Here is a 24,594-nt window from a genome sequence, read left to right as displayed (position 1 = left end):
TTTTTAGCGTTCGCCGAATGCTTTTAGCTATTGGTCTATAAGTTTAAGGCGCTGGTATAACGCTTTTTAGCAGGTGAAATTAATGTTGTTCATTTGATCATTGAAAATAACAAACACACAAAATCAACAACATTAAAATATTCAAGATCATGAAAACCTCAATAAAATTATCAGCATTGTTTTTATTATTAAGCGCAGGTGTTTTTGCTACTACAGCCGCTAAAGCTGCCGATGTTACCCCTAAAGTTAAAGAAGTTGTAAGCTTCAGCGTGTTGGGCAACGATCGTGGTATCAAAATGGATTTTGCCAAATCAGAGAGCGGTAAATCATTTGTACGCGTTTATAGCAAAGAGAACGAGCTTTTGCTGAAAGATTACGTATCAACCAAAACAGACGCGGCCAAAGGTTACGTATTGAGTGAACTGGCCGATGGCGATTATAAGATCCAGATCAATTCAAACAACCAGGTGGTTACTAAAACCCTGCACATTTATCACGATGGCGATCAGCAATCATTCTTCATTGTACAGTAATTAATAGTCACAGATAACCATATAAAAAAGAAAACTCCCGTTAGGTAAGCCTACGGGAGTTTTTTTTATATGCGGATACTAAATATTTAGTCCCAAAGTTTTGCAGGATAAACACCGTTAGTTACCAGGTCAGAAATACTTTTCTGTACGATAGGTTTATCTTCTTTATAAGTAACACCAAACCATTTTGAACCGGTTGGGATCACTTTAAATGCCGCTGTGCCATCTTTAATCAATTTATCGGCAGCAAGCGGGATAAAGAACTCTGCTTTAGGATTGTTTTCATTAGCAGCCACAAAGTCCACAAACATTTGCTCGCTTTGTTTAAAAATGGCCGGGGTAAAGCCCCAGAAGTTCATAGATACACGGGTATCGTTTGGAAGTGCGTGCTCGCCGGTAGCATCTTTGTAAGCTACGCTGCCGTCTTCTTTAAAGTAAACTTCGGTACGTTCGTTAATTTCGATCATGTTGCCGTCGTCGCCTACTTTACATACGCCGCGTGATACTGAGCCGTAATCAGATAAAGTACGGTCAATTTGGTAGCCCACTAATGAGTATAGGTCATCTTTAACTTCGGTAGTTAAAAATTTCGCCATTTTTTCAAATGCTTCGTAACCGTAGTAGTCATCGGCATTAATTACACAAAAAGGTTCGTTAACCTGGTTGCGGGCGGCTAATACAGCGTGGGCTGTGCCCCATGGTTTAGCGCGTTCAATTTCTTTATCAATACCAAACTGTTTAAGATCGAAACTTTGAAATACGTAATCGGTTTCAACGCGGCCAGCAAGTTTCGGTTCAAAAATAGCTTTAAAGCTATCTACAAACTCTTCGCGGATGATAAATGTTACTTTACCAAAACCGGCTTTTATAGCGTCGTATATAGAATAGTCAATAATGGTTTCGCCGTTGGGGCCAAAACCGTCAACTTGTTTCATGCTTCCGTAGCGGCTTGCCATGCCTGCCGCGAGTATCAATAAGGTTGGCTTCATAAATAGACTTGTTTTTTTGGGGTAAATTTGTTTGCGTTTAATTTTATGTGGTAATGAAAAAATCACCCAATTGTTTTACCGGATGATTTTTTTATTAATTATTTAATATACCTGAAATCTTGCCCAGCCTCGATATTCAGCAATGTTTCATAAATCATCCTGATCACATTGTCAACATCCTCTTTATGGATCATCTCCACAGTAGTATGCATGTAGCGTAGCGGCAATGAGATCAATGCCGATGGAACACCATCGTTTGAGTAAGCGAATGCATCAGTATCAGTACCGGTTGAGCGTGACGAAGCCTGGCGCTGGAATGGGATCCCCGCTTTTTGAGCACTATCTATCAGTAATTTGTTCAGGTTGTTTTGTACCGCCGGGGCGTATGATACTACCGGACCTTTACCGCAGGCCAGATCGCCCTGTACAATTTTGTTGATCATCGGCGTTTGCGTGTCGTGCGTAACATCGGTAACAATAGCTACGTTAGGTTTTATTTTGTGGGCTATCATCTCGGCACCACGCAAACCTATCTCTTCCTGCACCGCGTTAACGATGTATAGACCGAATGGCAATTTAACGTTGTTCTCTTTCAATAAACGGGCAACCTCGGCAATCATAAAACCACCGGCACGGTTATCCAACGCGCGACCAACATAGTAACGATCATTAAGGATCATGAACTCATCCTCATAAGTGATCACGCAACCTACGTGGATACCCAGTTTTTCAACCTCTTCTTTTGAGGTGCAACCGCAATCTAAAAAGATGTTTTTAAGGGTAGGGGCTTCTTCCTTTTCGCCGCCTAAACGGGTGTGGATAGCAGGCCAGCCAAAAACGGCTTTGACCACGCCATTATCGGTATGGATGTTTACACGTTTTGACGGTGCTATCTGGTGGTCAGAACCGCCATTGCGGATCACGTAGATCAAACCATCGCTGGTGATATAATTTACAAACCATGAAATTTCATCAGCGTGTGCTTCGATAACTACTTTGTAATCGGCTTTTGGGTTGATGATACCAACTGCGGTGCCGTAGTTGTCAACATAATGTGTATCGATATATGGTTTTAAGTATTCGAGCCAAAGTTCCTGGCCTTTCCATTCAAAACCGGTAGGCGAGGCGTTGTTAATATATTTTTCGAAAAAAGAGAGCGAAGTTTCGTTTACTATGGGAGTATGCTGTGGAGCGTCAGTTTTCTTTTTAGCCATGTTTATATTTCAAACAGTTATGTAATAAAGCAAATATAACAAAGCGGATGATATTGCCCTAAAATTGCGGGTTAATTAACTTCTACGATATTTGATCAGCTAATTAAACGTTTTTGAAAAAAATTAGTCACAATTATACCACCGAAGTGTTTTGATATAAAAATGACGTGCTATTCATGATGCATTCATGCTTATGTCATAACTTTCGCCCACTATTAAAACTATTAAAGTGAAATTGTTTAAGTTTATTCTGATCCTATTTGCTGCCGGCTTCCTGGCCTCATGCAGCGTGCCACAATATGTAAATGTTCCGGTTGATTATGCTCCTAAAATGCAGTTCCACACCGGGCGCACAACCATTGTGATCATTAACCATTACATGCCCGATTCAACCCGCACCCGTAATAAGAGAGTGCTGACCTCATTAAAGGCGGGCGCTTATACAGCTATAAGGGATGTGGCGCTGCAATTACATGCGCTTCCGGGAGTAAGGGTAGTGCAACTGGTTGATTCAGTAAATTTTGCAGCCAATACCGATTCGGCAAAAGCCATAGCTCAAAAATATAAAGCACGCTACGTGCTTTCGTTTGAGGATTTTAAAACTGAAACCGTTTGGGAACGCGAATACTATAATGGCCAGCCTATTGTTTACCGTACCATGATGCTTAATACAACTTTTTTATTGACCGAAGCTAATGGACTTTATTTTAGAAAGCTACAGGGCAAAGCGCCTATACAGGACGAAAATGGTTATGGTAATGCCTCAAGCTTGCTTGCCCATGGCGGCCCGCTGTATGATGCCATCAGAAACTCAGCCCTGGATGCATTGAAGGATTATTTGCCCTATACCGATTACCACGACAGGCCCCTGTACACCAATGGAGATCAGCTCCAAACATCTGTAGATTTAATCAAAACAGGCAAATTTGATAAAGCCTTCCAGGTCCTAAATCCGCTTATTGATGGTGCAGATACTAAACTGGCCAGTAGGGCGGCTTATAATTTGGCAGTTGTTTACGAAGCCCAGGGCGATATTGAGGCCGCGCTTGACGTGGCAAAGGTATCCAACCAAAAACAACCCAATGATTACGCTAAAGCCATTATTGCTGATTTGATGAAGGAGTAAGTTGCTTTTCGAGGATCTCGTAATTGAACCCGTTTTTTGAAAATAGCTGACCAGTGTGGGCAAAACCGTATTTTAAATAAAAACCGATGGCTGTATCCCGGGCGTTGCACCATAGCCGGGTGCCACCGCCGGTAGTGGCGAAATCGGTAATATGTTGCAGCATGGTTTTGCCTATGCCGATACTTTGTACGCTGGCATCGACGGCGAACTTGCGAAACTGCCAGTCGTTATCTTTATTAAACAGTGATACAACGGCTACGATATGATTATCCTTAAACGCGGCGAAGTGGTAGCCGTGATTATCTTCTTCCATTGCTATTTCAGATAAATTACTTTCGGGGTATAGTACTTGCTGCCTTAATTTCCAGGTAAGTTCGGGACGGATCTGTTCGATAACAACCATTTTCTTGAGGTAGATTTTGGAGGTAAAAAGATAAAAGCGAAAGGTAAAAGGTTTTTTTTGAAAGTGCCAAATTGTTGAACAAGGTGAAGTGGTAAAAAAGCCGTCCTTGCAAGTAAGTAAAAGCGGTCGCCTCCGAAGGATTATATGACATTAGGCGGGTCGGCCTGTCACCCTGAGCTCGTCGAAGGGGCGCGTGCAGAGGCCCTGCCCTCCATGCTTCGACAAGCTCAGCATGACAACCCTTTTTAACTTGTCATGGGTAGGTACGAAGCAATCGCGAACTATACAGGGCGGATTTGCCTCCGAGCGATTGCTTCGTACCTCGCAATGACATTTCTTAATACTCAAGGGCTATCTTTTGCCTTTAACCTTTCGCCTTTCACCTCTTTTTAAAGAGGAATATTCCCATGCTTTTTCCTCGGATTATTCACCACTTTATTCTCCAGCATTTTAAAGGCCTGGATCAGTTTAACCCTCGTTTCGGCAGGCTCGATCACTTCATCAATAAAGCCACGTTCGGCAGCACGGTAGGGGTTGGCGAACGTATCGGAGTATAGTTGTTCCATTTCCAGCCATTTAGCCTCATGGTCTTCCGCCTTGCTGATCTCGCGTTTAAAAATGATCTCGGCAGCACCTTTGGCACCCATTACAGCTATCTCGGCCGATGGCCAGGCGAAATTCATATCGGCACCGATGTGTTTGGAGTTCATCACGTCGTAAGCACCACCGTAAGCTTTGCGGGTAATTACGGTAACGCGTGGAACCGTAGCCTCGCAAAAAGCATATAATAGTTTAGCACCGTTGGTGATAATGGCATTCCATTCCTGGTCGGTACCGGGTAAAAAGCCGGGTACATCTTCAAACACCAGCAGGGGAATATTAAAGCAATCGCAAAAGCGTACAAAACGTGCTGCCTTGGTTGAGGAATGGATATCAAGAACCCCTGCTAAAAACGCCGGTTGATTGGCTACAATACCGATGCTGCGGCCTGCCAACCGGGCAAAGCCTACCACAATATTCTCAGCAAAATCTTTATGTACTTCTAAAAAAGAATTTTGATCTATAACCTGTTCAATAACCTCGCGGATATCATATGGAGTTGAAGCTACAGCGGGCAGGAGGGTATTCAGCTTAGGGCGAAGTTCGTCACCTGTTTCGTATGGTAGGGCAGGCGCTCTATCCTCACAATTCTGAGGCATATAGCTTAATAACTGTTTGATATGTTGAATAGCGGCTATTTCATTAGCGCAGGCAAAATGGGTAACGCCCGATTTGGTAGCGTGGGTATTAGCCCCACCCAATTCTTCGGAAGTTACTACCTCGTGCGTTACCGTTTTAACAACGTTCGGCCCGGTTACAAACATATAAGACGTATGCTCAACCATCAAAATAAAATCGGTAATGGCAGGCGAGTAAACAGCGCCGCCTGCGCAAGGCCCCATAATAGCCGAGATTTGCGGGATAACGCCCGATGCCATGGTATTGCGGTAAAAGATATCGGCATAACCACCTAATGATACCACACCCTCCTGGATGCGTGCCCCGCCCGAATCATTCAGGCCGACGAATGGCGCGCCGTTTTTAAGGGCAAGATCCATTACTTTGCAGATCTTTTCGGCATGGGTTTCGGACAGCGAGCCGCCGAATACGGTAAAATCCTGCGAGAAAACATATACCAACCTGCCGTTTATAGTACCATAACCGGTAACAACGCCATCGCCGGGATATTTTTCTTTCTCCATCCCGAAGTCTACAGAGCGGTGGGTAACCAGCATCCCTATCTCCTGAAACGAGCCTTCATCCAGTAAAAAGTGCAACCGCTCGCGTGCTGTTAATTTTCCTTTTTTATGCTGACTTTCAATACGGTGTGCGCCGCCGCCCTGCATGGCCTCCTCACGTTTGGCGCGTAGTAACTCAAGCTTTTTATCCACAATTCAGGTTATTAGTAATTAGCTAAAAATAGTAATTATATTGTAAGATTAGTTTTGATCATACAGGATAGCAGAAAATAGCTTTTAAAAAGGAGGCACCTACGGAGCCAAAATATTAAACAAATAAAATCCTATAAACACGGTACTCCTACGGAGTTTGGGATATTCGCCATATAACTCCGTAGGAGTACCATGTTTATAGACAAATTATAAGAACGATTTTTGGCTCCGTAGGTGCCTCCTAACAGCTTTTAAATTTAAAAGCGATTTTCCTTCACGCCACAACTATTGCCAACCATTTTTTTATATATTTGTGTGAGATGAAAATCCGGAATAATAAAATATGGGTAGTGGCGCTTTTTATGGCTGTCTTCGTGGTGAAGATGGGCATTTCGCTTGCTCCGGTATTTTTGTTTCTGGATAATAAAACGGTGAGCGCGGTGATCCTCCAGCTGGAGCAGGAAAGCAAAACTGAAAAGGATAGCCCCGAAAAAGATTTGATGAAGGAGAAAAAAACCTTCGATGATTATGACTTCCACACCGTTAGCTTCATCACCTACATAACCGAATCTAAAGTTCTCCATAACCAGGAAAACGCATTATATAAACAGGTGTATCACCCTGTTGTGCCCACGCCCCCTCCCAACGTATAAAATGATTTAACCGGATACTTCCCTATCCGGATAGCAACGCTTTTTAATCATTTTACAATCTTACAATTTCATTCTTATGCAAATCAAGCAAGGTGAGTCTGCTATGGGCAATCTCAACCTGAAAAAATATTTTTTGTCCAAAAATTTAAAAAGGGACATTCCTTCAAGTATCGTAGTATTCCTGGTGGCTTTGCCGCTGTGTTTAGGTATTGCGCTGGCCTCGGGCGCGCCGCTTTTTTCCGGTATTTTAACCGGTATTTTAGGTGGTATTATAGTAGGTACTCTAAGCGGTTCGCAACTGAGTGTTGCCGGACCGGCGGCTGGTTTAACCGTGATCGTTTTGAACGGAATCAAATCGTTAGGTGCTTATGATGTCTTTTTACTGGCCATTGTTATAGCCGGTGTTATCCAGATCATCTTAGGGTTGATCAAAGCCGGTACCATTGCCAATTACTTCCCCTCATCGGTTATTGAAGGGATGCTGGCGGCGATAGGCATTATCCTCATCATGAAACAGTTCCCTCATGCTGTTGGTTACGATGCCGATTTTGAAGGCGACGAAGGCTTTAGCCAGGCCGATGATCATAATACATTTTCGGGTATTACGCGGGCCTTTGCCCGAATAAACTACGGCGCCGTGGTCATTGCCCTGGTATCGTTGGCATTTATGATCTACTGGCCTAAGTTTAAGAAGCTGGCTGTGGTACCCGCCCCTTTATTGGTGGTAGTGGCCGGTATTGTTTTGAGTCTGGCTTTTTCCGGAACCAGTCTTGCCTTGCTTGATAAGCAGTTTGTACGCATTCCGCTGGTAAATAGCAGTGCTGAGTTTTTTGGCCTGTTTAAATCGCCGGATTTTAGCCAGATAGGTAATAAACAAGTTTGGATAACTGCTGCCACTATTGCCATTGTGGCCAGTTTGGAAACCCTGCTGAGCCTTGAAGCTGTAGATAAAATAGATCCTATTAAAAGAATTTCGCCAACCAACCGCGAACTGCTTGCCCAGGGTGTGGGTAATATAGTTAGCGGTATGCTTGGCGGTTTACCCATGACTGCCGTTATTGTACGTTCATCGGCCAACGTAAATGCCGGAGCACGTACAAAAATGAGTGCTATTATTCATGGTATGTTATTATTGGTTGCATTATTGGCAATTCCGGCCTTGATTAACCATATCCCGCTGTCGTGTCTGGCAGCGATCCTGCTGATGACTGGGTATAAACTGGCTCGTATAAGCCTTTTCAAGCACATGTGGCACCAGGGCTTGAGCCAGTTTATCCCATTTGTGGTAACTATTGTGGCAGTAGTAATGACAGATCTGCTTATTGGCGTAGGTATAGGCATGCTGGTAGGGGTCTTTTACATTCTGCGCACCAATTTACGCAACCCTTATTTTTATCGAATTGAAAAAAATGGCAGCAAGGAAGTTATCAAACTAAAGCTGGCCGAAGAAGTATCCTTCCTGAATAAAGCCGCCATACAGGTAACGCTTACCAGCTTACCCGAAGGCAGTGAAGTGGTGATTGACGGATCGAACTCTCGCTACATCGACCCTGATGTATTGGAGATCATCCATAACTATAAGCATAATGCCTACACCAAGGGCATTATAGTGCAATTGCAAGATGTAAAGGAAAAGTACGATGTACCTCCTTTAAAAGAACTGATTTATAATCCTAACTAAAAACAGAAGAAACAATGTCAACACAAGAAAATAAAAACGGCAAAGCCGCTATAGATACCAGCAGTTTGAAACTGGCCCAATCAGAAAGCTATAATCAATTAATAAAAAACAACGCCGCCTGGGTTGAGCGTAAGCTATCTGAAGATAGTGAGTTTTTCAAAAACCTGGCGAAGGGCCAAAGCCCCGAAGTGCTGTGGATAGGTTGTTCAGACAGCCGTGTACCGGCCAATGAGGTAACCGGCACAAAACCGGGCGAAGTGTTTGTACACCGCAACATTGCCAACGTATGTGTACACTCGGATATGAACATGCTAAGTGTGTTGGATTACGCCGTGAACGTACTTAAGGTAAAGCACGTTATTGTAGCCGGCCATTACGGCTGCGGTGGCGTTGCTGCCGCTATGAGCCACAAACAATTTGGTTTGATAGATAACTGGTTGCGCCACATTAAAGATGTTTACCGTTTACACGCCCACGAACTTGACCGCATTACCGACCAAACCGCGAAAGTTAACCGCCTGGTTGAGCTGAACGTTACAGAGCAGGTGTATAACCTGTGCAAAACCACCATTATCCAAAATGCCTGGAAAATACGCCACGATCTGGAAGTGCACGGCTGGGTTATTGACCTGGCCAGCGGTTTGGTGAAAGACCTAAAAGTAAGCAGCAGCAGCTCGGATAACCTTGGCTATATGTACGAGTTTGATGTGGAAGCAGCAACCACTGCGCACTAAAATATAATTTGATCAGTGCTTCCGACGCTGTAAGGGGCGGAGGGAGGTTTGATTGTTAAGTTGATCCCGGTACTTAGGAAGTTGCCGGGATTTTTTTGTGCATTATTGTTTTTAATATTTGCCGGTTGAGCCAATGGTGTATATTTATGATATGAAAATATTTGCAATATTGTTTTTCTTGATCGGCTCAGTCTCATTTTGCGATGCTCAAAGCAGCGATGTTAAACAAGTGCCGGAAACAAATCCCAATGCCATTTTTAGTTCAGCAGAGAAAGTTCCGGAATTTACGGGTGGTGTAACTGAGTTTACTAAGTTCATTGATAAAAATGTAAAATATCCTGAAAAAGATAAGATAGCCAAAATTGAAGGAAGGGTCATTGCCACTTTTGTTGTTGAGCGTGATGGCAGCCTTACCGATATTAAAATAATCAGAAGCCCGACACCTGAAATGGGTAAGGAAGCTTTACGTTTATTGAAATTATCACCTAAGTGGCAAACGGCAATGCAAAATGGCGCTGCTGTGAGGTTTCAATATGCAGTACCTATCTACTTTAAACTACCGAAGCCATAGTATTACTCCCTTTCTGTTTAAAATATTATCAGTAGCCTCAAACAAGCACCCGCTGATTCGGTTAAGATTTTTGTAATTTTAACAGAGCACCACGTGCCGTAAACAGCTATGCTTAAAGCAATAAAAGATCAACGTACCCTAAAAGAAAACCTGATGCTGGCCTCATCTACCGCCTTTGTGGCCGGTGTTACCAATGTAGCCGGGATGCTGGCTTTTTTGGTGTTTACATCCAACGTTACCGGGCATGTGGCCAACCTTGCTAAGCATATTGTTGAGCAGAACTACCACCAGATGATCATTTTTGTAGTATGGCTGCTGATGTTTTTTGCAGGAGCGTTTGTATCCAGCTTTATTATCCGGTCGTTCAGCGATAAGAGTCGGTGGAGGGCAAATTCAACTCCTATGGTGATCGAGGCTATTATATTGCTGGCCGTTGCCATCTACGGTCATAACTTTTATAAGGAAACTGATACCGAGCGCGAGATAGTGATCTGCGCCGTTTTATTTTCGATGGGATTGCAGAATAGTTTGGTATCAAACATATCGGGCGGACTGATCAAATCGAGCCATTTAACCGGCTTGTTTACCGATTTGGGCAGCGAGGTGGCCGAGCGTTTTCACCCCACAACCAAAGATGTTAAACCGGTAGAGAATAAGATCCTGATCAGGTGTACTGTATTGGGCTTTTATTTATTTGGAGGACTGGTTGGCGGTTACTTTTTCGACCTGTACGAGTTTACCGTATTTTACTTCATCCCCGTAATTTTGCTTACCATAATGTATTATGACGTTTCGCCGCTTGCTTTGCATAAACTAAGCCGTATGTTTGCATCGGGCAAACGCCAAACCGCATCTTAAAACATCAATCTTTAAACTATGAGTTCTGAAATTCACGACACCAGCCACATCACCTACGAAGGCCTGCTGGAAGGAAACAAAAAGTTCATCGCCGGTGCCTTAGCCGAAGATCCGGAATACTTTGATAAACTCGCCAACGGCCAAAAACCGCCCGTATTGTGGATAGGTTGCGCCGATAGCCGTGTGCCTGCCAACCAGATCACCAACACCGCTCCGGGCGAGATCTTTGTGCACCGTAACATTGCCAATATGGTGATCCACTCGGACATGAACATGTTATCTGTACTGGATTACGCGGTGAACGTATTGAAAGTAAAACACGTAATTGTAACCGGCCATTACGGCTGCGGTGGTGTAAATGCCGCTATGGGTAACAACCAGTTCGGCCTGATTGATAACTGGCTGCGCCACATTAAAGACGTTTACCGTTTACACGCCGACGAGCTTGATGCCATCGAAAACGAAACCGAACGGAGCAACCGCCTGGTTGAGTTAAACGTGATCGAGAACGTTAACAACCTATGCAAAACATCGATAGTACAAAACGCCTGGGCAAACGGTCAGCCGCTTGCTGTACATGGCTGGGTTTACAGCCTCAGCACCGGTGTTATTAATGATATGAAAGTAAGCACATCCAGCAATGAGAATATGGATGCTGTGTTTAAGTTTAAATAAGCCCCTGGCCCCCTGAAGGGGGAGGGAAAGCGTATAATAAAAAAGGGAAGTCCATTGATATTATTATCAGTGAACTTCCCCTTTTTCTAATTATTGGAGAATCAAAAAGGCGTAAGCAGGAAAAAAGATTTTTGATTTAGCTTGTAACGCTATTTAACAATAGGAGGCTTTATTGTATATTCTTGTTGCAGATCAGTAACAAAGTCTCTTTCATTGCGGGGTAAGAAAAATCCTTTAATGCAATTCAAATTTCGGATGCAAATCTGGATATGACTTTTCTTGCTGATAGCAGAACCAGGAAATGCTTCCCCTCCTTCCATAAAAACACCTCTTGTTGAATCGAAAAGCTTAATATTTGTAAAGCCTCCAGTATTTGTCGTTTCTTCCTGAAATTGAGAGAAAACCTGCTCATGCATGAACTCGATAGTGGAGCAATCTAATTCACGTAACAATCTATCTTTATGTCGATCTTTTAAAACGTCTCTGTTTTGAGGCAGCTCTTTGCCGAGCGCTTTATAATTAGCTTCCATCAATTCATAATAGATAGCAACAAGTTCAATGTATTTGCTGTCTAAAAAATCAAGGCAATTCCCTAAATGTAATACCGCACCTATTACCGCTGCTCGTTCTATTTTACCGCGTTTCTGCTTGTCTTCTGCCATTTCCAGGCTCTTTCAAGATTGTTTTCCCAAAAGTACATGCCATGTCCAAGCCAGTCATACGGTTTTTCACTCTTTGCAACTAAAGAAGGATCGGTTAAAAGTTTATTGGAGACAGAAATATCGCATCCATGAAAACCAAGGACAAGGTTAGGTCGGAAATCGTACATAAACGGGTTTAGTTAAGAAGCAAGTTCTTCTAACTGGCGATAAGGCTCAGTATATTCACCTTGAGTATCCATAATTCCTGCTTTAACAAAAGACTCTATAGCATCTTCTTTAGATACCCCTTTCCTGAGCTTCTCCTTTGCTAATTCTACAAGTAATTCAAGATCTTTATCACTCATGGTTCAATAACTAAGTTATTATATTAGTAGTTATAATATTAACTACTAACACAAATATACCACTTTCGTTTTGGAACTTCAATAGCTCAACCTATCTTCTTAATCTTAAACCCGCTAACCCAACTCCATCATCTTTTATAATTTGGGCATGACCTGTAACTTCATTAAATAAAAAAAGCGATGAGTTATCCTCATCGCTTAAATATCTATCCACCATTCCTCCCCCTTCAGGAGGCCGGGGGCTTAAACCTCTTTCGCCAAAAACGGATATCTGTAATCCTTCGGCGGATCAAAAGTTTCTTTAATGGTGCGTGGAGATACCCAACGCAACAGGTTGATCATCGATCCGGCTTTATCATTGGTGCCCGAACCCCTCGCGCCGCCAAATGGCTGCTGACCAACTACCGCGCCTGTAGGTTTATCATTAATGTAGAAGTTACCTGCCGCGTTGCGTAACCGGGTAGTAGCTTTCTCAATAGCATACCTATCCTGAGAGATAATTGAACCTGTAAGCGCGTAGATCGAAGTTTTATCTACTACGTCAAGGATCTCATCAAATTTATCATCTTCGTACACATAGATAGTCAGTACCGGGCCGAAAAGCTCTTCGCACATGGTTACGTAATACGGATCTTCAACTTTTAATACGGTTGGCTCAATGAACCAGCCTTGCGATTTATCGTAATTACCACCGGCAACAATTTCAACACCTTCATCGGCTTTGGCAGCGTCAATGTATTTGGCCAGTTTATCAAATGATACTTCGGTGATTACGGCGTTCACAAAATTTTCAAAATCCTCTACCGGACCAATTTTAAACGAAGTGATATCGCGCTGCATGTTTTCCTTAACCGCAGGCCATAACGAAGCAGGGATGTAAGCGCGTGAAGCGGCCGAACATTTTTGTCCCTGGTATTCAAAAGCGCCGCGAACAAGGGCGGTGCTCACTACATCGGCATTGGCGCTTGGGTGGGCAAGCACAAAGTCTTTACCGCCGGTTTCGCCTACAATGCGTGGGTAGGTTTTGTATTTATGGATATTGGTACCAATAGTTTGCCAGATGTTCTGGAATACCTTGGTTGAGCCTGTAAAGTGGATGCCTGCAAAATCGGGATGGTTGAAGATCACCTCGCCTGCAACCGGGCCATCAACATAAATAAGGTTGATAACACCATCTGGTACACCGGCTTCTTTAAAAATCTTCATGATCACGTTAGCGGCGTAGATTTGCGGGTAAGCAGGTTTCCAAACCACAACGTTACCCATCATAGCTGCTGATGCAGGCAGGTTACCTGCGATAGCCGTAAAGTTGAACGGAGTTAAAGCGAATACGAAACCTTCCAGCGGGCGTTGCTCCACACGGTTCCAAACACCTTTGCCAGATACCGGCGGCTGTTGTTTGTAGATCTCGGTCATGTACTCTACGTTGAAACGCAGAAAATCGATCAGCTCGCAAGCCGAATCAATCTCGGCCTGGTAGGCATTTTTTGATTGACCAAGCATGGTTGCCGCGTTAATTTCGGCGCGGTATGGGCCGGCAACTAAATCTGCAGCTTTCAGGAAAATGGCGGCACGTTGTTCCCAGGCCAGGTTTTCCCAGTCGGCTTTAGCTGCAAGGGCAGCATCAATAGCGGCAGTAACATGGCTCGCGTCGCCCTCGCTAAAGGTGGCCAGCAAATGTTTATGATCATGCGGCGGACGGATCTCCAATTTAGTGTTGGTGCGCACTTCCTTGCCGCCAATGTACATAGGTATATCAATCTGTTGCGCGCGACCGGCCTCCAAAGCTGCCTTCAACGCAACACGCTCCAAACTCCGCGGACCGTAATTCAATACGGGCTCATTAACCGGAGCCGGAACATTAAAAAATCCTTTTAGCATAGTGGGTAATTTATGTTGCCGCAAAGATAGGGATTTTGCGGGTGATGGGGGAACGGCTAAATGTCAAAATAATGACGAAGATTAACAACCAATAACACTATCTTTAAAACACTAAGCCAACGATGCACCTCACCCCAATAGATCAATTCTACCTCACCAAAAATGAACCCAACCGCGGCTGCCTGTTAGCCATGCGCGATATTATCCTGGCACAGGATCCCGATATCACCGCTGAATGGAAATATAATATGCCTTTCTTTTGCTATAAAGGCAAAATGTTTTGCTACCTGTGGATCCATAAAAAAACGCAGCTTCCGTTTTTAGGCATGGTTGAGGGCAAGCACCTGCACCATCCTGAATTGACGTATGAAGATCGTTCCCGGATCAAGATCATGATCATTGATCCAGAAGCTGATTTGCCGGTTGATACCATCCGTTTTATTTTGAATGAGGCGCTTGATTTGTACCGCTCGGGCTTAATCAAAGTACCCAAGCGGAAGTAAAATAACATTGGTTGCTCGGATTTGCAATAACTGGTTTTATAGCTAAATTAGCCCCGGTTGGATATGAAATCCGCCCACAACTAAACGCTTATCATGAACGATCCCTTACAACAAAAAATAAAAGGTTTTGCCGTTGCCAATATTTTCGCAGTAGCGCTTGTTGCGGTAACCTCTTTATTTAAGCCCTACAGCGGTTTGCTTGTATTTTCGGAGTTTATTATAGTACCGATATTCATCGGTATTATTGTAGCTTATTTTCTGCGTAATGTGCCCGCTATCAGCACCCGTAAGCTGGTGAGCTATTCGGTTTATAATACGCTTATCGCTATAGCGTTAAGTGCTGTTTTTTTACATGAGGGTGCAATTTGCCTGGTCATTGTATCGCCCCTGCTTATTGTTTTTATTTTCCTGGGGATGCTTGGCGGACGGGGAATGTTCCATCGGGATAATGATACCTTGAATATAAGTATCGTGGGTTTGCTAATGCTTATATTTATTGTCGATTCGGTATCCAAACACGATTATACCAATATGGTGGCCGATAAAATGGTGATCAAGGCCCCGGTTAGCGAAGTATGGAAACATGTGGTAGCTTATAAACGGATAACTGCACCGGATAAATACTGGCTATTTCAGATAGGCATGCCAAGCCCTGTTGAGTCGACCGCCGAAGGGTATTATCTTGGTGCTAAACGTAAATGTATTTTCAGCAACGGTTATGTGTTTGACGAAAAGATAACAACCTACGATGAAAACAAAAACCTCACCTTCGATATCACCAACCAACCCCGCGACCCAGAGATCATGGGGCATATCGATATCTTGCGCGGGCAGTTCCTGTTGCATGATAATGGCGATAATACCACCACCCTGATCGGTAACAGTTGGTATAAGCTTTACGTGTTCCCTACCTGGTATTACGATATCTGGGCTAAAAGCATTACCCGCAATGTGCATTTAAGGGTGATGGGGCATATCAAGGAACTAAGCGAGAATAAATAGCATGTTCCTGTTTGTGAGGAAATACCTTGGCTTCCTGAAATTTATTCCGGGATTGGCTATTGTATTTGATGGCCTGCTTAAATTAGGCTCGTTTGTAACCAAACCTGTATTGCTCGATTGGATGGATAAGATAGAAGCGGCGGTTATTACCTGGCCCCAAGCCATAGCTACCACCCATAAATACGGCGGCCTGCAATTTAATTATATTAATGCCGAAATAGGCCACATTCATGGCAATGGTTTGTTAGATATGCCGCTAAGCCGTAAAGTAAAAGCGGAGTTAATGGCCGATGGCCGGATAGAAGATCATCATACTTTTAAAAATACGGGTTGGATAAGTTTCTATATCCGCAACTATGATGATGTTACTTATGCGCTTGACTTGTTGAGGCTGGGGTATGAGCGGTTGGATGGAAAGAATATTGATAATTAAACTTGTATCAGTAAATGAAACTTAAACTATTGGTAATAAGAACCCCGGATATGCAACGACTGGTCGATTTTTACATGCTTTTAGGTTTTAGTTTCGATTATCATAAGCATGGTAATTCGCCTTATCATTATTCTGCCACTGTTGATGGAACTGTGATTGAAGTTTATCCGCTTGCTAAAAGCCAGGTAGAAGCTGATATTGATTTACGATTGGGTTTTGAATTGGATGATTTTGACAAGGCTATCCTCTTGCTGAAAGAGGCCGAAGCGCAATTTATTTCCGAGCCGGTGCAAACTGATTTTGGTTTTTTGGCTGTGGTTGTTGATCCGGATGGCAGGAAGTTAGAGTTATATAGGAAGTAAATTCTTTTGTCATTTCGACTGAGCTGAGATGGGATGAGCGCGGGGTGCGAAAGAGAAATCTTGTACGCCCTGCAAATCCGATAGGCATGGCGGCTTGGCAGGGCGTACAAGATTTCTCACTCGTTCCTCGTTCGAAATGACATTTTGGGGTTTTAGAGATAAAAAAGCCCGGTGTTTTGCAACGCAAAACACCGGGCTTAAATGCTATTCAGATACCTCCGCCAGTTGGCGGAGACGGAGGGGCTACACCACCATATTAACAATCCTGCCTTTCACCACGATCATCTTTTTAGGTGCTTTACCATCCAAATATTTCTGTACATCGGCATTCGCCAAAACAAATTCTTCTGTAGCTTTTACATCTAAACTTAATGAAATGCTCAGGTTCATTTTCATTTTACCATTGATGGAGATCGGGTAAGCAAACTCATCCTCAACCAGATATTCACCGTTAAATTTAGGGAACGGAGCATATGATAAACTGCCATCGGCATTACCCAATAACGACCATAACTCTTCGCAAATGTGCGGAGCGTATGATGAAAGGAGAATTACCAGATCCTGCAATATCGCGCGATTATTGCATTTCAAGTCTGTTAATTCGTTAACCGCTATCATGAAGCTGGAAACTGAAGTATTGAACGAGAAACGTTCCACATCTTCTTCCACTTTTTTGATGATCTTGTGTAACGATTTCAATTCTGCTTTTGATGGTGCTGCGTCGCTTACACCAAATTCCCAGGCATCGTTATGGAACAACCTCCAGAATTTGCGGAGGAACTTGAACACACCCTCAATACCATTGGTATTCCATGGCTTACTCTGTTCCAGCGGACCTAAAAACATCTCGTACATGCGCAGGGTATCGGCACCGTACCGGCTGATAATATCGTCAGGGTTCACTACGTTGAACTTCGATTTCGACATTTTTTCAACCTCAACACCACAGATGTATTTGCCGTTTTCAAGGATAAACTCAGCATCAGCAAATTCAGAACGCCATTGTTTAAATTTCTCGATGTTCAATACTTCGTTCTCCACAATGTTCACATCAACATGCAAAGGCGAAGTTTTGTATTGCTTGATCAAACCGTGCGATACTAGTGTATTTGTTCCGCGGCCTTCTTCGTCAATCAGCCTGTAAACAAAATTACTGCGGCCCTGGATCATGCCCTGGTTAATCAATTTTTTGAAAGGCTCTTCTTCAACAACCAAATCCAGATCTTTTAAAAATTTGTTCCAGAAACGGCTGTACAACAGGTGACCGGTAGCATGTTCGCTGCCGCCGATATACAAATCCACATCTTTCCAATATTCAATAGCCTCGCGAGATGCAAACTCTTTATCATTCTGCGCATCCATATAGCGATACCAGTACCAGCTTGAACCAGCCCAACCCGGCATGGTGCTTAGCTCGTAAGCTAAACTGCCTTCATATTTCCAATCTTCGGCACGACCAAGTGGTGGTTCACCGGTTTCGGTTGGGAGGTATTTATCAATCTCAGGCAATAGCAATGGCAGGTGGCTTTCGTCAATTAAATATGGCAAACCATCTTTAAAATAAACCGGCACCGGCTCGCCCCAATAACGTTGACGGCCAAAAATGGCATCGCGCATCCTGAAGTTAACTTTAGCCTTACCTGCGTTAATTTTTTCTAACTCAGCAACCACTGCAGCGGTAGCTTCTTTATAAGTTAATCCGTTAATGAAATCGGAGTTGATGTATTTACCTTCTTTGGTTGGATCGGCCTCTGTTTCGATGTTTTGAATATCGATGATAGGTACTATTGGCAAATTAAAATGTTTCGCGAAAAGGTAATCGCGCTGATCGCCGGATGGTACAGCCATTACCGCGCCTGTTCCGTATCCTGCTAAAACATAATCAGCAATCCAGATCGGGATCTGCTGACCGTTCAGCGGGTTTAATACGTAGCTACCGGTAAATGCGCCAGAAACAGTTTTGGCATCAGCCATCCTGTCCAATTCCGATTTCTTTTTAGTTTGGGTGATGTATGCTTCGATCTCTGCTTTTTGTTCAGGAGTAGTTAATGAAGCTACCAGTTCGTGCTCAGGAGCAATAACTAAAAATGTAACACCGAATATAGTATCAACCCTTGTAGTGAATACCTCAATATAGTTGGTATCCAAAGCGGCGTTATGGCCCGATTTATCTATCGGAAATTTGACACTTGCACCGGTACTTTTACCTATCCAGTTCCTTTGCATTTCTTTCAAAGGTTCGGGCCAGTCAATCGTATCAAGGCCTTGCAATAACCTTTCGGCATAGGCGGTGATGCGCATGCTCCATTGGGTCATTTTCTTTTGCTCAACCGGGAAGCCGCCGCGCTCGCTGAAGCCGTCTTTTACTTCATCGTTAGCCAATACCGTACCCAAGGCCGGGCACCAGTTCACGGTGCTTTCGCGCAGGTAGGTAATACGGTATTTTAATAGTTCGGCTTGCTGTTCCTGGTTGCTGAACGCTTTCCATTCATCGGCAGTAAAACTTAAAATTTCCTCGTCGCTCACAGCATTGATACCTGTCGATCCGTTTGCCTCAAAGTGAGCAACCAGTTTATCTATCGATTCGGCTTTATCGGCATCTTTATTATACCAGCTGTTAAACAGCTGCATAAAGATCCACTGCGTCCATTTATAATAATCGGGCGAGCTGGTGCGCACCTCGCGGTTCCAATCAAACGAGAAACCGATCTGATCCAACTGGCGGCGATAGGTGGCAATATTATCTTCGGTAGTGATAGCTGGGTGCTGACCGGTTTGTATAGCGTACTGCTCGGCCGGTAAACCGAAGCTATCGTAGCCCATAGGGTGCAATACGTTAAAACCTTTTAGGCGTTTATAACGTGAAAAAATATCAGAAGCGATATAGCCCAGCGGGTGCCCTACGTGCAGACCGGCTCCTGATGGGTAAGGGAACATATCCAGCACATAATACTTGGGTTTAGCTGATTTATCTTCGGCTTTAAAGGTTTGGTTTTGGGCCCAAAACTGCTGCCATTTTTGCTCTATCTCTTTAAATTGGTAGTCCATTGTATAATTTACACTGTGAAATTGCGAAAATAATCATTTCCCTATTAGTTTAGTAGTTATTAGTGGATTAGTTATGGGATGGATCGTGTTTTTTGATGTCTTTATAGCCGAGCCTATCTCGATCTGATAAGCTAACCTTTCATCTCCCAAATCCGTACAAGTTCAAAACAAGGGTTATCTTCCCCATCAACCCTTAAAAACTTGAAACTTTTTTTAATTATCTGATAATAAGTTAACTTTGTACGGAATAAAAATCCTAAACATGAAACACAACTACAAGATCATTGTACTGCTGCTTGCAGGTATAGCAGCTATTTACACTTCCTGCCACAAACTTGAGCAGACCAACAGCACCAAAAGCACCGTTAGTAAAAAAGACGCCAGCATCCAGATAGCGCAAAGCCTTGCGGGGATTTTTAACCCGGAAAACGGCGGCTTCGATTTTAAGAACGGACTGAGTATCCCTACCGATTTTGTGATGAACAAAAAAGGTAAAATCAAAATACAGTCGGTTAATTCAACACCTAAATGCGGTGCTAAACTGGATACAACTGTTACCCTTAACATGGATTTAAGTGATACTTCGAAGTTTGATATCTGGGTAAAAGTTAATTACGAATTGCTTTGTACAGGCGGTGTGCCATCAGGCCTTACCGCCCGTGACAGCGCCGTGGTTTCGATAGTTACCGGCGACACTAAGGCTTGGGTTAAAGTGGGGGAAAACCTTACTTTGAGAAGTCTTAACCCAGGTGTGGCAAATGCTCAATATTCGTTTGACGGGCCGGTGAACTATTATGCAAAAGTTGAGTACAACAAACCAACCATCGCTGATCCCAATATTGAGGGCACCTTTAATTATACCTTTAAATCGATCATTGTTGATCCTACAAAAGATCCCGATTTTATTGTAAGTGGCTCGGCAACGTTTGCCACCAAAGGTACTATAGGCAAAAACGTGTGGAACTATAAAGGTACCATCCAGTTTTTGGGTGGACATAAGGCCAAGATCACCATTGATGGCACCGTTTATACTGCCGATCTGTTAACCGGCGAGGTAAACTAATAATCAACATTTAAAAATATTTTATAGCCCCGTGCCAATAAATGCACGGGGCTTTTTTATTGGGTTTCATTTGTGAAGCAAACCGCATTTTATGTCACAAACGTGAAATTTTATCGCCTTGTATTAGTGGTGGTAATTGTAATAAAGTTGTTTCAAATGAGTGTAGTTTAAATATGGCATGATTTTATTTTGAAAAATGGCGACACTCAACAGGTAATATTTTCCACACTATTTTTCCCGATGCGGGTAAAAGATACCTTGATGAATATACCAGTATGGTATAAATTGAATTAATAAAATAAACTGAAGGTTTAATAAAGGGATGATATTACCCTCATTGCTATGATATTCAGCTATGTGGGCAATATTCGTTTTAGCTATGGTATGCTTGTTGCCTAATACGGGCAGAAAACTATCTAAACTTTAACATACCATTATGAAACTAACCTTACGCAGCGTATTACCCTTATTAGCGGGTGTGGCTGTTTTGTATTCAGCCTGTACCAAAACATCAAGCTCAGTAAACCCTACATCAACCGATAAAAAAGCAAGTGATAACGTAGCAAGTTCGGCTATTGCCAACAACCTTGCACAATCATTAGCGGGTGCATTTGGTGGTGCCAGCATTAAAGATGGCGTTACCCCATCAACAAACGCTACCTCATCAAAAATTAAAGTACAAAGCAGTGATTACCGTTGTGGTTTTTATGTAGATACAAGCCTTAACCTTGTTTTTAACCAGGGCGATACCCTTAAAGCAACCAAAACAGGCGGTGTTAAATACTACTTTGTATGTAACGATAACAAAACCATCGGTTATGATTCGGTAGATTCATTGAACACTACCGGTAGCGGTCCGGGTTACTCATACATCTATAACATTGTACAGAAGTATAAAGTAAGAGGGCTGAACCTTAACAACTCAAACTTTTCGTTAGATGGCCCGATGAAGGCTTATATCGATAACGAATACCCTAAATACAAAACCTTTAGCAGGGTACACAATACCTACGTATTCAGCAACCTTTATGTACATGGCGATGATAACTTTGATATCACCAGCGGTACAGCAACTTTCCGCTCGCAAGGCCAAACCAATGGTGGTGGCTGGGATTACAGCGGTACCATTACCTTTTTGGGTAACCATAAAGCTAAGCTGTTTTTCCTGAACAAAACGTTCCTGATCAACATGCTAACCGGCGAAGCAACACCGGCATAAACACGCAACCTTTCAACCAAAATACATCACAATGTGCCCTGTATCGGAAAACCGGTACGGGGTTTTTTGTGCATCAATATTAACTTGCTATATTGCTACCCAAAGCCAATAACTCCTCCTTTAGGGGGTTGGGGGGAATCATGAAACGCCTATTATCCAACTTAACAATCCAGGTACTTATTGCCATTGCCCTCGGGGTGATCGCCGGTTTGTACATTAAAAATATCGCGCCCACTGCCGAGTTGATCAGCAAAACATTCATCAGCCTGATCACCATGCTGATAGCGCCTATTATATTTTTAACCATTGTGCTTGGCATTGCCGGCATGAGCGATATGAAAAAGGTAGGCAGGGTAGGCGGCAAAGCTTTGCTATACTTCGAGATCGTGACCACCTTCGCGCTTGTTATTGGTGTTACTGTGGCCAATATTATTAAGCCCGGTGCCGGTTTTGAAAACCACGCTGCCAAAATGGATACCGGCAAACTGGCTGTTTACGAAAAGGCCGCTTCTGAAATGCATTGGGGCGATTTTTTGGCCCATATAGTCCCCTCAAATATGTTTAAAGCATTTGCCGAGGGGGATATTTTACAAATCCTGTTTTTCGCGGTGTTATTCGGTTTCGGACTGAGTAAAATGGGCGAGACCGGACAATCGGTGATCCAGTTATTTGATAAGCTATCAAAGGTATTTTTCAATATCATGAAGATAGTAATGAAGGTTGCGCCGATAGGTGCTTTTGCTGGGATGGCTTTTACCGTAAGTAAATATGGTATCCAAACGCTTAAACCGTTGGCCTTGCTGATGGGTTCGGTGTACCTCACTATGGCGCTTTTTATTTTTGTGGTACTTAATATTATTTGCAGGCTGTTTAAATTCAGTTTGTGGGAATACCTTAAATATATCCGCCAGGAGATCCTGATCGTGCTGGGCACATCCTCGTCCGAATCGGCTCTGCCGGCTATGATGGAGAAGCTGGAAAAGTTTGGCTGCTCTAAATCGGTAGTGGGTTTAGTGATCCCTACAGGGTATTCGTTCAATTTAGATGGCACTACTATTTACCTATCCATGTGTGTGATATTTTTGGCGCAGGTGTTTAATATCCCACTCTCGTTGGGGCAGGAGCTGACTATTATTGGTATTTTAATGGTAACCTCCAAGGGTGCGGCTGGTGTTACCGGGAGCGGTTTTATTGTGCTTACCAGTACGCTTACAGCTATCAAGGTTATCCCGGTTGAAGGTTTGGCGATATTGATTGGAGTAGATAGGTTTATGTCGGAAGCAAGGGCTATTACCAATGTGATTGGTAATGGCGTAGCTACTATTGTAATTGCTAAAAGTGAGGGGGAGTTTAGGCGTGAGGTCTGAACTGGGATTTTGGGGGGATTTTGTCTGAACTCGAATTTATGGAATTGAGGAATGGGCAGAATGCTAAGCAAATTCAAAAAATTCTAATAATTCCCCCAAATTCGAGTTCAGACAAAATCACGGTAATCTTTTAATCCTATAAATCATGGTTCAGACAATTCCCCTTTTCCCCAAAAGTCACTTTTGTGTTAACATATAAATTTAGATTGTAATAGGGTTTGACATTCGGGCAAAAACTTTAGCTTTGCCGTACTAAAACGAAAAAACCAATGAGTGTACTCGTAAATAAAGATTCAAAAGTTATTGTACAAGGTTTCACCGGTAAAGAAGGTTCATACCATGCTGAGCAAATGATTGCTTACGGTACCCTGTTAGTTGGTGGTGTTACACCAGGTAAAGGTGGTCAGAGCCATTTAGACAGGCCGGTTTTTAACACGGTTAAAGATGCCGTAGTTGCAACCGGTGCCGATGTATCTATCATATTTGTACCTCCTGCTTTTGGCGCTGATGCCATTATGGAAGCTGCCGAAGCCGGCATTAAGGTTATTGTTTGTATTACCGAAGGTATCCCTACAAAGGATATGATAGCGGTTAAAGAATATTTATCGGATAAGGATGCACGCCTGATCGGTCCTAACTGCCCGGGTGTTATTACTGCCGATGAAAGTAAAATTGGTATCATGCCAGGTTTTATCTTCAAAAAAGGTAATGTAGGTGTGGTTTCAAAATCAGGTACGTTAACTTACGAAGCGGTTGACCAGGTGGTTAAAGCCGGTTTGGGTATCACTACAGCTATCGGCATCGGTGGCGACCCAATCATTGGTACACCAACTAAGGAAGCCGTTGAATTGTTAATGAACGATCCGGAAACTCATGGTATTATCATGATCGGTGAAATTGGTGGAAACATGGAAGCTGATGCTGCCCGTTGGATCAAAGAAAACGGTACTAAACCGGTTGTAGGCTTTATTGCAGGTCAAACAGCGCCTCCGGGTCGCCGTATGGGCCACGCAGGTGCTATTGTTGGCGGTGCTGATGATACTGCTGCTGCTAAAATGAAAATTATGGCCGAGTGCGGTATCCGCGTGGTAGAATCACCAGCTGAAATTGGTGCTGCTATGGCTGAAGAATTGGCTAAGTTATCTTAAGGCTGAAAGCTTTATAATATTGAAAATCCCGGTCAGGTTATCTGATCGGGATTTTTTTATGCGTCGTCACCCCATGTCATTGCTGTAAAGGTTAGATAATTCGGTAACAGAATTAACAAGCAATAAAAAACGTTAATTCAATTATGCGGAACATCAATAATGATCTAACCTTAAAGCGGAATTATCTGAGTAAA

At 43.1% G+C, this 24,594-nt stretch carries 24 protein-coding genes; 16 read left to right on the top strand and 8 right to left on the bottom strand.

What is annotated here, in order from left to right:
* The first annotated feature begins 149 nt into the window (after positions 1 to 149).
* Positions 150 to 533, top strand: coding sequence for a hypothetical protein (locus tag AAFN85_RS30270; RefSeq protein ID WP_347531712.1), 384 nt, complete (start codon positions 150 to 152; stop codon positions 531 to 533).
* An 86-nt stretch (positions 534 to 619) separates the two neighbouring features.
* Here the strand turns inward: AAFN85_RS30270 and AAFN85_RS30265 are convergent, their stop codons facing one another.
* Both AAFN85_RS30265 and AAFN85_RS30260 read right to left on the bottom strand, forming a co-directional pair.
* On the bottom strand, positions 620 to 1,522 hold the full coding sequence (locus AAFN85_RS30265) for a sugar phosphate nucleotidyltransferase (RefSeq protein ID WP_347531711.1): 903 nt from the start codon (positions 1,520 to 1,522) through the stop codon (positions 620 to 622).
* A 98-nt stretch (positions 1,523 to 1,620) separates the two neighbouring features.
* Positions 1,621 to 2,736: a M42 family metallopeptidase gene (locus tag AAFN85_RS30260; RefSeq protein ID WP_347531710.1), complete on the bottom strand. Its 1,116-nt coding sequence runs from the start codon at positions 2,734 to 2,736 to the stop codon at positions 1,621 to 1,623.
* Between the two features lie 229 nt (positions 2,737 to 2,965).
* Between AAFN85_RS30260 and AAFN85_RS30255 the strand changes: the two genes are divergently transcribed.
* Positions 2,966 to 3,862 (top strand): DUF6340 family protein, encoded by an 897-nt coding sequence (locus AAFN85_RS30255; protein WP_347531709.1) that lies wholly within the window; start codon positions 2,966 to 2,968, stop codon positions 3,860 to 3,862.
* Here AAFN85_RS30255 and AAFN85_RS30250 read toward each other — a convergent pair.
* Together AAFN85_RS30250 and AAFN85_RS30245 are read right to left on the bottom strand one after the other, a co-directional pair.
* Positions 3,837 to 4,265 (bottom strand): GNAT family N-acetyltransferase, encoded by a 429-nt coding sequence (locus tag AAFN85_RS30250; protein WP_347531708.1) that lies wholly within the window; start codon positions 4,263 to 4,265, stop codon positions 3,837 to 3,839. The two genes, AAFN85_RS30255 and AAFN85_RS30250, sit on opposite strands and share 26 nt — an antisense overlap.
* A gap of 389 nt (positions 4,266 to 4,654) precedes the next feature.
* Positions 4,655 to 6,151: an acyl-CoA carboxylase subunit beta gene (locus AAFN85_RS30245; protein WP_347531784.1), complete on the bottom strand. Its 1,497-nt coding sequence runs from the start codon at positions 6,149 to 6,151 to the stop codon at positions 4,655 to 4,657.
* Between the two features lie 365 nt (positions 6,152 to 6,516).
* On the opposite strand from AAFN85_RS30245, the gene AAFN85_RS30240 reads away from it, so the two are divergent.
* The 6 genes from AAFN85_RS30240 to AAFN85_RS30215 all read left to right on the top strand — a co-directional run bounded on the left by AAFN85_RS30240 (position 6,517) and on the right by AAFN85_RS30215 (position 11,368).
* Positions 6,517 to 6,849 (top strand): hypothetical protein, encoded by a 333-nt coding sequence (locus AAFN85_RS30240; RefSeq protein WP_347531707.1) that lies wholly within the window; start codon positions 6,517 to 6,519, stop codon positions 6,847 to 6,849.
* 103 nt (positions 6,850 to 6,952) lie between these two features.
* Complete coding sequence (locus tag AAFN85_RS30235) at positions 6,953 to 8,530, top strand: SulP family inorganic anion transporter (RefSeq protein ID WP_347531783.1); 1,578 nt, start codon at positions 6,953 to 6,955, stop codon at positions 8,528 to 8,530.
* A 14-nt stretch (positions 8,531 to 8,544) separates the two neighbouring features.
* Positions 8,545 to 9,264: a carbonate dehydratase gene (can, locus tag AAFN85_RS30230; protein WP_347531706.1), complete on the top strand. Its 720-nt coding sequence runs from the start codon at positions 8,545 to 8,547 to the stop codon at positions 9,262 to 9,264.
* Positions 9,265 to 9,415: 151 nt separating this feature from the next.
* Positions 9,416 to 9,835 carry an energy transducer TonB gene (locus tag AAFN85_RS30225; protein ID WP_347531705.1) on the top strand — a complete coding sequence of 140 codons (420 nt, stop codon included), beginning with the start codon at positions 9,416 to 9,418 and terminating at the stop codon, positions 9,833 to 9,835.
* A 108-nt stretch (positions 9,836 to 9,943) separates the two neighbouring features.
* The gene (locus AAFN85_RS30220; protein ID WP_347531704.1) at positions 9,944 to 10,693 is read left to right on the top strand and encodes a YoaK family protein; all 750 of its coding nucleotides are present in this window, start codon (positions 9,944 to 9,946) and stop codon (positions 10,691 to 10,693) included.
* Between the two features lie 18 nt (positions 10,694 to 10,711).
* Positions 10,712 to 11,368, top strand: a complete 657-nt coding sequence (locus AAFN85_RS30215) for a carbonic anhydrase (RefSeq protein ID WP_347531703.1) — start codon at positions 10,712 to 10,714, stop codon at positions 11,366 to 11,368.
* A 149-nt stretch (positions 11,369 to 11,517) separates the two neighbouring features.
* On the opposite strand, the gene AAFN85_RS30210 is transcribed toward AAFN85_RS30215, so the two are convergent.
* From AAFN85_RS30210 to pruA, 3 genes are all read right to left on the bottom strand, one after another.
* Positions 11,518 to 12,030, bottom strand: a complete 513-nt coding sequence (locus AAFN85_RS30210; RefSeq protein ID WP_347531702.1) for a hypothetical protein — start codon at positions 12,028 to 12,030, stop codon at positions 11,518 to 11,520.
* A 179-nt stretch (positions 12,031 to 12,209) separates the two neighbouring features.
* Positions 12,210 to 12,374 (bottom strand): hypothetical protein, encoded by a 165-nt coding sequence (locus AAFN85_RS30205; RefSeq protein ID WP_347531701.1) that lies wholly within the window; start codon positions 12,372 to 12,374, stop codon positions 12,210 to 12,212.
* 243 nt (positions 12,375 to 12,617) lie between these two features.
* Positions 12,618 to 14,255: an L-glutamate gamma-semialdehyde dehydrogenase gene (gene pruA / locus AAFN85_RS30200; protein ID WP_347531700.1), complete on the bottom strand. Its 1,638-nt coding sequence runs from the start codon at positions 14,253 to 14,255 to the stop codon at positions 12,618 to 12,620.
* Positions 14,256 to 14,377: 122 nt separating this feature from the next.
* On the opposite strand from pruA, the gene AAFN85_RS30195 reads away from it, so the two are divergent.
* From AAFN85_RS30195 to AAFN85_RS30180, 4 genes are all read left to right on the top strand, one after another.
* Complete coding sequence (locus AAFN85_RS30195) at positions 14,378 to 14,758, top strand: DUF1801 domain-containing protein (protein ID WP_347531699.1); 381 nt, start codon at positions 14,378 to 14,380, stop codon at positions 14,756 to 14,758.
* Between the two features lie 93 nt (positions 14,759 to 14,851).
* On the top strand, positions 14,852 to 15,760 hold the full coding sequence (locus AAFN85_RS30190) for a hypothetical protein (RefSeq protein ID WP_347531698.1): 909 nt from the start codon (positions 14,852 to 14,854) through the stop codon (positions 15,758 to 15,760).
* A 1-nt stretch (position 15,761) separates the two neighbouring features.
* Positions 15,762 to 16,193, top strand: a complete 432-nt coding sequence (locus tag AAFN85_RS30185) for a luciferase family protein (protein ID WP_347531697.1) — start codon at positions 15,762 to 15,764, stop codon at positions 16,191 to 16,193.
* A gap of 14 nt (positions 16,194 to 16,207) precedes the next feature.
* A complete protein-coding gene (locus AAFN85_RS30180) occupies positions 16,208 to 16,555 on the top strand; it encodes a VOC family protein (protein ID WP_347531696.1) in 348 nt (115 codons plus the stop codon).
* Positions 16,556 to 16,798: 243 nt separating this feature from the next.
* Here the strand turns inward: AAFN85_RS30180 and leuS are convergent, their stop codons facing one another.
* A complete protein-coding gene (gene leuS / locus AAFN85_RS30175) occupies positions 16,799 to 19,603 on the bottom strand; it encodes a leucine--tRNA ligase (protein WP_347531695.1) in 2,805 nt (934 codons plus the stop codon).
* A 262-nt stretch (positions 19,604 to 19,865) separates the two neighbouring features.
* On the opposite strand from leuS, the gene AAFN85_RS30170 reads away from it, so the two are divergent.
* From AAFN85_RS30170 to sucD, 4 genes are all read left to right on the top strand, one after another.
* Entirely contained in the window at positions 19,866 to 20,666 is an 801-nt protein-coding gene (locus AAFN85_RS30170; protein WP_347531694.1) for a hypothetical protein, read from the top strand.
* A 436-nt stretch (positions 20,667 to 21,102) separates the two neighbouring features.
* Complete coding sequence (locus tag AAFN85_RS30165) at positions 21,103 to 21,885, top strand: hypothetical protein (protein WP_347531693.1); 783 nt, start codon at positions 21,103 to 21,105, stop codon at positions 21,883 to 21,885.
* Between the two features lie 140 nt (positions 21,886 to 22,025).
* Positions 22,026 to 23,252: a C4-dicarboxylate transporter DctA gene (gene dctA, locus AAFN85_RS30160; protein ID WP_347531692.1), complete on the top strand. Its 1,227-nt coding sequence runs from the start codon at positions 22,026 to 22,028 to the stop codon at positions 23,250 to 23,252.
* A 269-nt stretch (positions 23,253 to 23,521) separates the two neighbouring features.
* A complete protein-coding gene (gene sucD / locus AAFN85_RS30155) occupies positions 23,522 to 24,400 on the top strand; it encodes a succinate--CoA ligase subunit alpha (RefSeq protein ID WP_347531691.1) in 879 nt (292 codons plus the stop codon).
* Positions 24,401 to 24,594 lie beyond the last annotated feature (194 nt).

Origin of the sequence: Mucilaginibacter sp. CAU 1740 (assembly GCF_039839285.1) — a bacterium.
GTDB lineage: Bacteria > Bacteroidota > Bacteroidia > Sphingobacteriales > Sphingobacteriaceae > Mucilaginibacter.
The sequence above is the reverse complement of the archived record's forward strand: the minus strand, read 5'-3'. Positions and strand labels throughout refer to the sequence as shown.

Coding starts and splice junctions, on each gene's coding strand:
- AAFN85_RS30270 (WP_347531712.1), top strand. CDS start 150: ATGAAAACCTCAATAAAATTATCAGCATTGTTTTTATTATTAAGCGCA.
- AAFN85_RS30265 (WP_347531711.1), bottom strand. CDS start 1,522: ATGAAGCCAACCTTATTGATACTCGCGGCAGGCATGGCAAGCCGCTAC.
- AAFN85_RS30260 (WP_347531710.1), bottom strand. CDS start 2,736: ATGGCTAAAAAGAAAACTGACGCTCCACAGCATACTCCCATAGTAAAC.
- AAFN85_RS30250 (WP_347531708.1), bottom strand. CDS start 4,265: ATGGTTGTTATCGAACAGATCCGTCCCGAACTTACCTGGAAATTAAGG.
- AAFN85_RS30245 (WP_347531784.1), bottom strand. CDS start 6,151: ATGCAGGGCGGCGGCGCACACCGTATTGAAAGTCAGCATAAAAAAGGA.
- AAFN85_RS30240 (WP_347531707.1), top strand. CDS start 6,517: ATGAAAATCCGGAATAATAAAATATGGGTAGTGGCGCTTTTTATGGCT.
- AAFN85_RS30235 (WP_347531783.1), top strand. CDS start 6,953: ATGGGCAATCTCAACCTGAAAAAATATTTTTTGTCCAAAAATTTAAAA.
- can (WP_347531706.1), top strand. CDS start 8,545: ATGTCAACACAAGAAAATAAAAACGGCAAAGCCGCTATAGATACCAGC.
- AAFN85_RS30225 (WP_347531705.1), top strand. CDS start 9,416: ATGAAAATATTTGCAATATTGTTTTTCTTGATCGGCTCAGTCTCATTT.
- AAFN85_RS30220 (WP_347531704.1), top strand. CDS start 9,944: ATGCTTAAAGCAATAAAAGATCAACGTACCCTAAAAGAAAACCTGATG.
- AAFN85_RS30215 (WP_347531703.1), top strand. CDS start 10,712: ATGAGTTCTGAAATTCACGACACCAGCCACATCACCTACGAAGGCCTG.
- AAFN85_RS30210 (WP_347531702.1), bottom strand. CDS start 12,030: ATGGCAGAAGACAAGCAGAAACGCGGTAAAATAGAACGAGCAGCGGTA.
- AAFN85_RS30205 (WP_347531701.1), bottom strand. CDS start 12,374: ATGAGTGATAAAGATCTTGAATTACTTGTAGAATTAGCAAAGGAGAAG.
- pruA (WP_347531700.1), bottom strand. CDS start 14,255: ATGCTAAAAGGATTTTTTAATGTTCCGGCTCCGGTTAATGAGCCCGTA.
- AAFN85_RS30195 (WP_347531699.1), top strand. CDS start 14,378: ATGCACCTCACCCCAATAGATCAATTCTACCTCACCAAAAATGAACCC.
- AAFN85_RS30190 (WP_347531698.1), top strand. CDS start 14,852: ATGAACGATCCCTTACAACAAAAAATAAAAGGTTTTGCCGTTGCCAAT.
- AAFN85_RS30185 (WP_347531697.1), top strand. CDS start 15,762: ATGTTCCTGTTTGTGAGGAAATACCTTGGCTTCCTGAAATTTATTCCG.
- AAFN85_RS30180 (WP_347531696.1), top strand. CDS start 16,208: ATGAAACTTAAACTATTGGTAATAAGAACCCCGGATATGCAACGACTG.
- leuS (WP_347531695.1), bottom strand. CDS start 19,603: ATGGACTACCAATTTAAAGAGATAGAGCAAAAATGGCAGCAGTTTTGG.
- AAFN85_RS30170 (WP_347531694.1), top strand. CDS start 19,866: ATGAAACACAACTACAAGATCATTGTACTGCTGCTTGCAGGTATAGCA.
- AAFN85_RS30165 (WP_347531693.1), top strand. CDS start 21,103: ATGAAACTAACCTTACGCAGCGTATTACCCTTATTAGCGGGTGTGGCT.
- dctA (WP_347531692.1), top strand. CDS start 22,026: ATGAAACGCCTATTATCCAACTTAACAATCCAGGTACTTATTGCCATT.
- sucD (WP_347531691.1), top strand. CDS start 23,522: ATGAGTGTACTCGTAAATAAAGATTCAAAAGTTATTGTACAAGGTTTC.